Source organism: Bacteroidota bacterium (genome assembly GCA_039714315.1).
In the GTDB taxonomy this organism is placed as follows: Bacteria; Bacteroidota; Bacteroidia; order Flavobacteriales; family JADGDT01; genus JADGDT01.
The window spans coordinates 1-10,857 of the sequence record JBDLJM010000109.1 but is presented as its reverse complement, the minus strand read 5'-3'; the positions used below and the strand labels follow the sequence as shown (position 1 = coordinate 10,857).

At 36.7% G+C, this 10,857-nt stretch carries 9 protein-coding genes; 3 read left to right on the top strand and 6 right to left on the bottom strand.

What is annotated here, in order from left to right:
* The first annotated feature begins 529 nt into the window (after positions 1-529).
* Positions 530-1,243: a DUF6261 family protein gene (locus ABFR62_10590; protein MEN8138867.1), complete on the top strand. Its 714-nt coding sequence runs from the start codon at positions 530-532 to the stop codon at positions 1,241-1,243.
* 390 nt (positions 1,244-1,633) lie between these two features.
* On the opposite strand, the gene ABFR62_10585 is transcribed toward ABFR62_10590, so the two are convergent.
* The 6 genes from ABFR62_10585 to ABFR62_10560 all read right to left on the bottom strand — a co-directional run bounded on the left by ABFR62_10585 (position 1,634) and on the right by ABFR62_10560 (position 8,437).
* Positions 1,634-2,929, bottom strand: coding sequence for a carboxypeptidase regulatory-like domain-containing protein (locus ABFR62_10585; protein MEN8138866.1), 1,296 nt, complete (start codon positions 2,927-2,929; stop codon positions 1,634-1,636).
* Positions 2,930-3,124: 195 nt separating this feature from the next.
* Positions 3,125-3,934, bottom strand: a complete 810-nt coding sequence (locus ABFR62_10580; GenBank protein ID MEN8138865.1) for a hypothetical protein — start codon at positions 3,932-3,934, stop codon at positions 3,125-3,127.
* A 250-nt stretch (positions 3,935-4,184) separates the two neighbouring features.
* Positions 4,185-4,970 carry a glucose-6-phosphate isomerase family protein gene (locus ABFR62_10575; GenBank protein ID MEN8138864.1) on the bottom strand — a complete coding sequence of 262 codons (786 nt, stop codon included), beginning with the start codon at positions 4,968-4,970 and terminating at the stop codon, positions 4,185-4,187.
* A 144-nt stretch (positions 4,971-5,114) separates the two neighbouring features.
* On the bottom strand, positions 5,115-6,890 hold the full coding sequence (locus ABFR62_10570; protein ID MEN8138863.1) for a class I mannose-6-phosphate isomerase: 1,776 nt from the start codon (positions 6,888-6,890) through the stop codon (positions 5,115-5,117).
* A gap of 32 nt (positions 6,891-6,922) precedes the next feature.
* Positions 6,923-7,864, bottom strand: coding sequence for an ROK family protein (locus ABFR62_10565; protein ID MEN8138862.1), 942 nt, complete (start codon positions 7,862-7,864; stop codon positions 6,923-6,925).
* A 3-nt stretch (positions 7,865-7,867) separates the two neighbouring features.
* Positions 7,868-8,437, bottom strand: a complete 570-nt coding sequence (locus ABFR62_10560) for a glucose-6-phosphate isomerase family protein (protein MEN8138861.1) — start codon at positions 8,435-8,437, stop codon at positions 7,868-7,870.
* 150 nt (positions 8,438-8,587) lie between these two features.
* Here ABFR62_10560 and ABFR62_10555 point away from each other — a divergent pair, with 150 nt between their 5' ends.
* Positions 8,588-9,442 carry an AraC family transcriptional regulator gene (locus ABFR62_10555; GenBank protein ID MEN8138860.1) on the top strand — a complete coding sequence of 285 codons (855 nt, stop codon included), beginning with the start codon at positions 8,588-8,590 and terminating at the stop codon, positions 9,440-9,442.
* A gap of 469 nt (positions 9,443-9,911) precedes the next feature.
* Complete coding sequence (locus ABFR62_10550) at positions 9,912-10,709, top strand: DUF4197 domain-containing protein (protein MEN8138859.1); 798 nt, start codon at positions 9,912-9,914, stop codon at positions 10,707-10,709.
* The last annotated feature ends 148 nt before the right edge of the window (positions 10,710-10,857 follow it).

Here is a 10,857-nt window from a genome sequence, read left to right as displayed (position 1 = left end):
CCTTCTGAATGATGACGGGCTTTTCACTTTTATACATTGCTTCCTTCTGAATGATGACGGGCTTTCCACTTTTATACATTCCTTCCTTCTGAAAGATGACGGGCTTTTCACTTTTATACATTGCTTCCTTCTGAAAGATGACGGCTTTCCACTTTTATATATTGCTTCCTTTTGAATGATGACGGCTTTCCACTTTTATACATTGCTTCCTCCTAAAAGATGACTACCATACTTTTTTAGGGATTGCATCCCCGGAAAAAACATTCTTTTTTCGCAGTAAAATGAAATCAAAATCCTACAGCGCCGGAGCCGTCAAACCAAAAGGGTACATTTTAACACGTTAGAAATTTAACTTTATCAACCACTGAAATTAAAGGGCTTAAGAAGTATTTCACAGAAAACATAAAAATAAAACATTTAATATTATTATGATAAATTCATATTTAATTATAAATTGATATCAGCAAGCTACCATTAATAATTTCTACTTACGGAATTCATAATTATTAATAACTATAAATATAATACCATGATTAACAAACTAACCAGAAGCAGCCGTGTTACAGAAGTAAGCGCTGTTTCTACCCGTATTGTTGCCGCGTACAACAAAAGCAATATCAAAGAAGATCTTCAGTTAAAAGAAATCATCGCACATCTCGAAATCAAATCGGCAGAACTCACACAGGCAATCAGGCGCAAAGCCGAATCCAATCTCGAAGAAAAAGACGAAATACGCGACAATTTACTGCGCAGTCTTAATCATTTAATCGGCGCATATATCTATCACCCCGATACTGCCTTCAAAAATGCGGCAGCCGAAGTAGATAATGTCTTCGAAAAATACAGTTTACAGATTACAAATGAAAATTATGCAAGCGAATCATCACTCATAAATTCGCTTCTGGAAGAGTTGAAAAGGCCCGACCTTGAAAGTTCAGTTAATACACTGCCGGAATGTAGTGTTGTAATTAGCGCACTTGAAAATGCACAGGCCGGTTTCGAGGCAGCCCGCATAATTTACGAAAAAGAAAAAGCTGTAAACGGTCCGGACAAAAGTGCTACCATTATCAGTAAAACTATTATTCGTTATATCAACAACAGTCTGGTGGGATATCTCAACGCCATGATTGCCATAAAACACGAAACGTACAGTATGTTTAGCAATACTCTCATCGAAGTTATAAGTGATAACAACCGTGTGGTAAAAATGAGAAACAGAAAAACTGAAGAAGAAGTTGTTTAGATTTATAATTACTATTGAATGAAAGCGGGGAGCTCACAAGAGCTTTCCGTTTTTTGTTTTATTTGATTCTTTTAAGGATCAACCCAAAAATCTGCGGATTAAAATTTATTCCAAGGCAAAAGTAAAAAGGCACCTGCCTGCCTGACTGAGTCACGCAGGCAGGTGCCTTTTTACTTTTCACTTTTTACTTTTCACTTTTCACTTTTCACTTTTTACTTTTTACTTTTTACTTTTGCCTTTAAATTGTCCTAGGTTTTACTCTCCCCCAAAAAATGACGTTGATCCCACAAATGATACAATACAAAAGTTGTAAAAAAAAGAGGCTGTTTTCTGTGTCTAGAAAACAGCCTCTTATTTACTTTGTTAATTAAATAATCTTAACTCCGATTATTACTCTACAATTACAAAGAGTCCCATTTGGTCTTCGCTCACCGATATTAATGCCCAGCCCTCTTGTGCCTGTATATTATCCTTACTCGCATATACTCTCCATCGGTATATCTTTCCGGTTTCAAGTGCCGGTGCACTTCCGTCAGACGGATATGTATATGAAGTTCCTTCTGTTTTAGGATCTATTACAACCTTTTTCACCATTGAACCATATGCTCCTGTAATTCCTCCCCAAACAATATTTCCTTCTGCATCGCTAAGTTCAAAGGCGTAATCGCTTGTACTTGAATATGCCGCCCATGTAAATGTTGGTGCTGTTTCGGTAATCTCAACCGGTATTGCATCGGGATAAGCATTGCTTGCTCCGGTTAATGTTACGGCTCCGGTAACACTAAAATCTTTATTTATCTCATCATCATTGATTGTTACAAAGGGCTCTCCAAACTTGAATATCCAGTCGGGATCTATCACATAAGTATCGTTCTTATATGAAGCTCTTGCAATATATGTTCCGTTTGGCACACCTGTAAGTGTGTAAGATCCGTTCTCATCTGTCGCAACCGAAAGTCCCGGAATTGCCTGATTCGATTCAGGATCGATCAAAGTAACATCAACTATTCCGTTTTGTGTTGCCAAGAAAGTAATTGTTCCGTTCAGAGCTCCCAGAGCACCTCCGGCCATAGTATAATGCTGGGTTTTTTCTGTATTTTCCTCTACGCTAAGTGCAAGGGCTTCTGAATTATAATCCTGTTTCCAGCCACGTAAACTGTAACTTCCCGCCGGAACATTATATATTGTATATTCTCCATTACCATTACTTAAAGCAGAATAAGTATGAGATCCCGAATACGCTACCATCATCACACCTGCAACAGGATTAGCATCAGAAGTAACCTTACCCGAAATCCAGCCTCCGTTTACAACTTCACTTTCATCCATTGCATAATCCTTTGTTGTAGTTTCATCATCAATAATACTGAATCCAACAGGCATGATCCCCACCTGAGGTATTGATTCATATCCCTGCATATGTATGCGAGCAGAATAATTGCCCGGTTTTATTTCCGTTTCATAATATCCGTTTTCATCGCTTACCAAATCAATTTCAGCAGGATCTCCGTTCTCGAGATAAATATCAATTCGTGCACCACTTAGTATTTCACCCGTTACTTCCGAGGTAATTGTTCCTTCCAAAGTTCCCATCGGAGGTTGATCTTCCTTATCATCTTTTCTACAGCTTGAGAAAGTAAGTACACTCAAAAAAGACACTAAAATTATCTTACTAAAATACTTCATATAAATTTGCTTTTTTAATGTTTATTCCAATTCTCAAAACTAAAAAAAGCAATATTTCTCTCAAATTTTATTCTGTAATATAATGGTTGCAGTAAGTAGAAGAATACTTCATTTTACTTACAGATTTTTTCTCTCAATTTCTACAAACTTAGGTTGGTATTAATTAATAATGTTGATGGTTTTACATAAATAGCTCTATAGCCGGCTACCAAGTATATGCTGTTGCAGACTTTGAATTTCACTTTTATAACTTTCGGAAAATAAATCCGATTTTTCAAAAAACTCCTGAAGCTGTCTGATATTTTCATCTTTCGACGTCTTTAAAGGAGCGCCGAGATATACTGTTTCGTCTCCTTTGTTTAGGTTTCTTAGCACATCGGTATAAAAGGATGACAACTCCCCCATAGTTTCCAAATTACCCGGTTTTAAATTTAACAATAACTCATTTTCCTTTTCGAAACTCTCCAGTTTCAACCATATAAGTTTTCCGCTGTTGCTAATATCCCCTATCGCCTGTAATAATTCTTTTAAAAGAGAATTGTATTCAATTTCATACAGGTTGCTATCTGTTAATTTTCCAAAAATACTTTTTGCAGAGTTAAGACTATCGCTATACATTAATTTGTGCGGTGACAACTCCCGGTTAAAAGACTTATATTCTTCGAATATTAACTGACTCCTCAATATTATTTTAGGAGTCTCTTTTTGACCGACAGAAATATAATAAAGCAGTAACATGATAAAAGCACCAAAAAACATTATTGCCACCAATGTGAAATAAGAAGAAAATGTATTCCAGACATTCAGATCGCTTGATATTTTACCGTGAAACCTATAAAAGTAAACAAGCGTTAAAACAATTCCTGTAATTATAGATACAAACGAAATTATTAATAAGCGTATTCCTGAAAGATCTTCTTCAACATCTTCTTCTTTATACTTTTTCCTGAATAGTTTCCAAAGAAGCTTCATTATTATTTTCAACAAATACCTAAGCCACCTCATTTTCACTGTTTTACATATTACAAACATGAAGTTACGGCATATTAATAATATGAGAAAAGGAATTACAATAACATTTTGAAACTGTATATGTTATATTAAAAGCATATCTGAAAATTCTCAGTAATGAACATGGTAAAACTTTAAACAATTAACATGGTGAGAATAATAAAGTCCCTCAAAAATACAGAGTCGTTCTTACTTTAACTTTAAAAAAAAGCAGCCTTCTCAAAAAAACACAAACAACACACTACTACGGTATATAGTTTTCCCAAACTTCTTTTTTCAACTTTGGATCTACTACGTAGTCGAATGCACGGTTGTCGTTTTCGAAAGTTTTGTAGATAGGCTCACCCTTTACAATGTTCAAATCAGCATACTCACGTGGCGACTTAACGATTAATTCGCTTTTCTCGTACATGTTGTTTGCTTCCCAAACTATTTCGTTGTTTTCGTTGTACATAGGGAACCAGGCGATTCCTTTGTGTGCACGTACTCCATCGTACTCAAATCCGTATTCACGGTCGCACCATGCACCAAAAGTTAATGGCTGAGTAGGATCTGCGCTAATTGTAGCGTGAGCCCAGTTTGGCGGAACGATAACAACTTCTCCCGGCTCGGCAACAACGGCGAAGCATCTTCCCGGATTATCCTCTGCATACTCTTGCATGTAGATGATAGCCTTTCCACTCCAAATTTCATAAACCTCAGGAGTTGAACACTGAGTTAATGGAGATTTTTTGTGAATGTGTCCCTGCGAACGAATAGGCTCAACACCTAAGCTTCCAGCTGCATATGTTACTACTCCGTAAAGTAAGTGAAGCTCATCTAAAGTTGATTTGTGCTCTTCTTTACCTACGTCCATTGCGATAGAATAAACCGTTTCCGGTCCTTCGCAATTTGGGTCTTTTAAACTCTGACGAATAGAATCGATAGTTCTGTTTTCTACTTCCGGACCAAATACTCCTTCGGCATATTCAAACCCCATAGGATTTACCGTTGGCTTTATTCCAAATCCCGGATCTACCATTTTTGACATGTCTCTAGTTTCTTATTTCTGGTTACTTGTTGTTGGTTACCGGTTATATCCTGCGCACAAACAACAGTTATTGTTAATAATTTCTGGTTTCGGTTACTCATTTTCTAATAAAAAAACAAGTAACCAGAAACCAGCAACTAATATTTACGCTTCTGTACGAACAAATGCTTTAAGTGTACCACACTTAGTTCCTTCAGCTTCACCGTAAGGACGGATTGTATAATCTCCGGCTTCAACCGGTAATACAAACGTCTCGGCATAGTGAACTACGAATGGTTCGAATTTACCTGTTGGAGATTCGATGATAGCCTCACGACCTTCAACAAGGTTAATTACATCAACACTTCCTGTACGCTTGTGAAGAACTTCTTTTGTAAACCAGTGACGACGGGTTTCGATGAATTCTCTCTCGTGAAGTCCTGTTTTCTCTTCTTCCCATCCGTCTCCTTTAGCGATTGGAGTAATAGCGTTAACAAGGTGCTCTTTAGTCCAGTTTTCAGTTCTGTTCCAGTCGATAACCTTTTCACCGTGTTTGATGTTGATCGGTCTTGGTTTTCCATCAAGTCCCATTCTTCCCCAATCGTAAAGTTTGAAAGTGAAGATATATGGAGTAGCAGAAATCTCTAACACCATTGATCCGGCACCTGAACAGTGAACTGTTCCTGCGGGAATCAGGAAATGATCATGCTTTTTAGCAGGAAACATTCCGGCATGCTTTTCGGCAGGAAATTCTTCTCCTGTTTCCTGTGCATGGTTAAGATCATTAAGCATTTCTTGTGGATTAACTCCTTCTTTAAGACCTAAGTAAACATTTGCTCCTTCTTCTGCTTCCAACATATAGTACGACTCATCCTGTGTGTAGTGCATACCGAATTCCTGCTGGATGTACTCAGTTAAAGGGTGAACCTGTAAACTTAAATTACCACCTCCCATTGTATCAAGGAAATCGAAACGAATTGGGAATTCATCTCCAAAACGTCCGTGAACTTTTGCTCCCATCAATTCAGCAGGCTTGTCGAATACAAGGTTGATAGATGGAATTTCGAATTGGTGCTCTCCAAACTGGAAACACAATGAGTTCTCTTCAGGAACACAATCAAAACACCAAGCGTAGTTTTCAGAATCTTTATCAAGATCAACTACTTCTTTCATCCATTGTCCTCCCCATGGTCCCGGATCGAAGAAAGGTACCAAACGAAATGGAGTTTCAACAGCTTTTTGCATACCTGAAGCTAAAACATCACCGGAAAGCATTTTTGGCTCCTCAGCTTTGTTTGTGTCAAGTACGTAATCCCACTTGTTCATTAATGTTTTCTTGTGTCGGTCTATTACTCTCCAGTCAACAAAGAACGAACGTTTATATTGTAGAGCAAATTTAAGCTCATTGTTTTCAACACCGAAGTTGTTTACTTCGTCTTTACGCATTCTCATTTGGATTTCCCAACGAGCCATATCAGCGTAAACCAATAAATCAGGAGTATCGCAAGCTAAAGCAGCACCGATACCATAAACGATAACTGTTCCTTCTGCAGCAGCGATCTGAGCTTTTGCTTCAGCGATTTTTTCTTCGTTAAAGAACTTCTCGATCTTTAAACGAGTAAGGTAACCAAAGATAGCATCGTCAGTAACATCAGGGTAAACTAATGTATCAACTTCCTCTGCGCTCATCATTAAATCGGCAGCGTTAATGAAAAGAGAGTGCTCAATTCCCTTAACAGCTCCTATGATTTCCTCATCATAAACACCCTGATAAGTATCAAGTACTAATACTTGGTTTGACTTCTCAACTTTAGCTAAATCAGCTTTTAAGTTTTCAACGATGTCGTTCCATCCAAGGATCAAACTTTTGTTTTCCCTCTCTATAATTACAGCCGGAGTTTTATCGTAATTCGGCTTTCTATTTCCTAAATATTTACCCATCAGAGTACTTTTTGGTTTCTTATTTTTTAATTCTATTGATTTTTGCACATGTAAACTGCTCCAAATACAGCTGCATTGTCTAACATACTTGCTTCAACAATTTTCACATCGTTCCATGGAGTCCACGCATAAGCATCGACATAACCCTTGATGTGTGGTAATATTACATCCTTAGAATTCATAATACCTCCACCTAAAACAACTACTTCGGGATCGTATGCGTGAATGTGGTTTACAACTCCTGCTCCCCAAACATTCATACAATAATCGCGTAATTCTGATGCTACTAAATCTCCTTCTGCCGCGTGTGTGAAAATGGCTTTAAAATCTACTTTCTCTTCTTTCGCTAGAGAACTGTCTTTTCCTTCTGAATACTCTTTGTACAAACGCTCTAATACATCAGTTGATGCCTGAGCCTCTATACAACCTTTGTTTCCACAGCTACAAGTATCTCCGTCGAATTTAACAGTAAGGTGACCTCCAAGATTACCGGCTTGTCCGTGCTTACCACCCAACATTCTATTGTCGGATATAACACCCGATCCTACTCCTGTACCAAGAGTGATCATAGCCATATCGGTAGTGCCTCTACCTGCTCCGTACTTCCATTCTCCAACTGCTGCAAGTTTTGCATCGTTGTTGATATAGAATGAACAGTTGTTATATTTTTCTGCTACCCACTTTTTCCAGTCGAAGGCTTTTGCCGAATCGTATTTGTCGTTTGTAGCTATTACTTTCGATTGTTTTGCATCAACAATTCCAGGGAATGTTACCCCAATACCGGCAACCTCCTTTGCAGAGATGTTTAGATTAGCACAAATCTCATCGATTGCTACCTCTACAGATTCAATCATAGATTCGAATTTGTTTTTGCTTTCAACATCTACAATTTTCGAATCCATTAACTCGTCATTAATAATCGCACCGATCTTAATACGTGTTCCTCCTATATCTATTCCAATATAAGTTTCCATTGCTTAGTCTTTTTTGATAATTACAGGTTTACCATCCTGCTCTATTACTTTAGCAGCAAATCCGTCAGTTGCAATTGTCCCATAGTTGTGACCCGCATCTGATGGCCAACAAGCTCCGAATGCTAAAACTTTCTCACCAACGTTTACCATACGGTGAGCGATATTACGAGGTACGTAGTTAAGACTTCCCGGATATACTTTCTGAGCACTTACCTTTCTGTTTTCATCCATCAATAATAAAAGTCCTTCTCCTTCGATTCCCCAATAGAACTCAGCAGTAGCTATTTTTGAGTGGAAGTGACCTTTAGTCATGTTGTACTCCTCTCCTACTTTCCCCGGCATTAAACGAGTCATTCCGAAGAATAATCCGCCTTCTGTTCCTTCTTCCTCCGGCAAGAACGATTCTACTTCATAAGCAATCTTAGCTTTATCTTCTTCAGTTAAAGATGAAGCATCTTCGAAAATATCTTTGATGTTATCGAAGTTTCTGGTTAAGAAATTAACTGCTTTTCCCTGAATCTTATCATTCAAATAAGATACTTCTGTATCGTAAGGTTTTATTATTTCACTCATAATGTAATATTTTTTGTCAAAAGTATATTCAATGGCCTAAGATCGATTTCTCTATTTATTCATTTTACACCTGTATTTTACCGCCTTTTACTTTCTTAGAATGAATATCTTGTTAATTTTGCACTCTTTAGTTTACTAATTGCGTGATTTATGGATGCTATATATCAGAATCTGGAAAGTATATCCCATGACACTTTCTTCACTGTACACTCTCATAAGAGTCACTACAATGTGCCATTACATTTCCATCCTGAAATTGAAATCATGTATACTATAAAAGGTAGCGGGGTAAGAATAGTTGGTGATAATATTTCTAATTACAATGAAGGAGAACTTGTTATTGTAGGAGCGAATATTCCTCATGTATGGAAAAGAGATAAAAATAATTCGGAGGATGAAATTTCGGAAAGAATAGTATTATTCGTAAATAACTCTGAACTGCTTAAGGCTACTTTTAGTCTCCCCGAATTCACTGAAATAAAAAACATGTTGGCAAAATCGGAAAAGGGTATTTTGTACAGAGATGACAAAGATTTTTCGATTAAGGATAGTATACTAAGTATATCGAAAAAGAAGGGATTTGAAAGATTTTCGGAAGTGATTAACCTTTTGAGGAAGCTATCGGAAATAAAAGAATACGATTCGCTATCGCTTGGAAATCTAAAACACTCCGAAGCAAACAGAGATGAAAACCGTTTAAATAAATGTATCGAATATATTTCGGAGAATTACCACAGTAAGATCGAGCTTGAAACTATTTCGGATATTGCCAACCTTACACCAAATTCGTTTTGCAGATATTTTAAAAAGAGAACAACTAAAACATTCTCGCAATATGTTTCTGATGTAAGATTAAACAAGGCCTGCCAGTTATTACTTGAAACAAATAATAATATCGAAGTTATTGCATACGAAAGCGGTTATAACAGTCTTTCTAATTTTAACAATCAATTTTTTAGAAAATTTGGGTTTTCCCCTAAAGAATATCGGGGTATGAATAAGTAATGCCATTTGTCAGGTAGAATTTCCGTAAAAGAAAATTACAGATTTTTGCCTTAATCAAGAAAGAATTAAGCGAAGCAAATCATGAAAACCGCTAATTATTTATAATTCTTGAATAAAAAAAGCCACAGCCCCGCATAAGCAATACTGTAACCTTATCAGCCTAAATTCGACAAGAAATTTAGACAAAAGAAAAAGGTGAATTATAAAAATCATTTCATAATAAGCTGTTTAAACCTATTATCCATTATTCCGTTTTTATCAATGAAATGAAATTCTTTTAACTAAAAAAACAGATTATATAAAATGTATTGCAGGGTATAATCTTTTTTATTTTTCTTATCGTGATAACATCATATTAATTATACAGTCAAACCACTTTTTAATAAAAATACTTTGCCCCATTCAACTTATTTACACATTTTTGCCAACGTTAAAAAATCATATAAAAAACACTCTTTACACATATAAAATGAATAAGATAAACAAATACATACTTATAGCATCGGTTAGTTCTTTATCCGTGTCATGCGATATCATGCAGGAAGTAGTAAACGCTTCAAACGAAATTGTAATGAATATGCCTTCCGAATCAGTTGATATAGCTGCAGGGTTGAAAGCCGCCTTAAACAGAGGTACAGGAACTGCTGTTGCGCAACTGCATAAAACAGACGGTTTTTTCAAAGATGAGCTGATTAAAATCTACCTTCCCGAAGAAGCCAAATTTATTTATGATAATAAAGATCATTATCTTTTGAAGTCGACAGGTATATCGAAACAAATTGACGATGTAATTTTATCGATGAACAGAGTTGCCGAGGAAGCATCAGCAAAGGCAGCTCCTATTTTCACCGATGCTGTTTCGCAAATAACTTTTGCCGATGCCGAAGCAATTTTGTTCGGTGAAGATAATGCCGCTACAGTTTATCTTAAAAACAAATCGTACAACAAACTATATAGCGAATTCAAGCCTGATGTTGATTTGGTGATGAATAAGGACTTAGGCTTAGGTTTTTCGGCCAACAGCTCCTGGACATTGCTCGCCGATAAATACAACAAAGCAGTTGATATGGGCGGAAGCATGCTGGGATGGAAAAAGACAAATACTGATCTTAGCAAGCACGTTACCGAAAAAGCACTTGACGGTGTATTTGTAAAAATTGAAGACGAAGAAAAACTGATCAGAAAAGACCCTAAGGAAAGGGTTACTCAGATTTTGAAAGATGTATTTGGTAAACTGGATAATCAAAGTAACAACAGTAATAACTAGGAGTAAGTTTTTTTCGTAAAAACTTGGTTCTACCTATGACAACTTTGTTTTTTAACCGCAAAGGTCACAAAGTTATTCGCAAAGTAAAAAGAATATTAACTCTGCGTACCTTTGCGCTTTACTTGGCGTTACTTCGCGGTTAGTATTT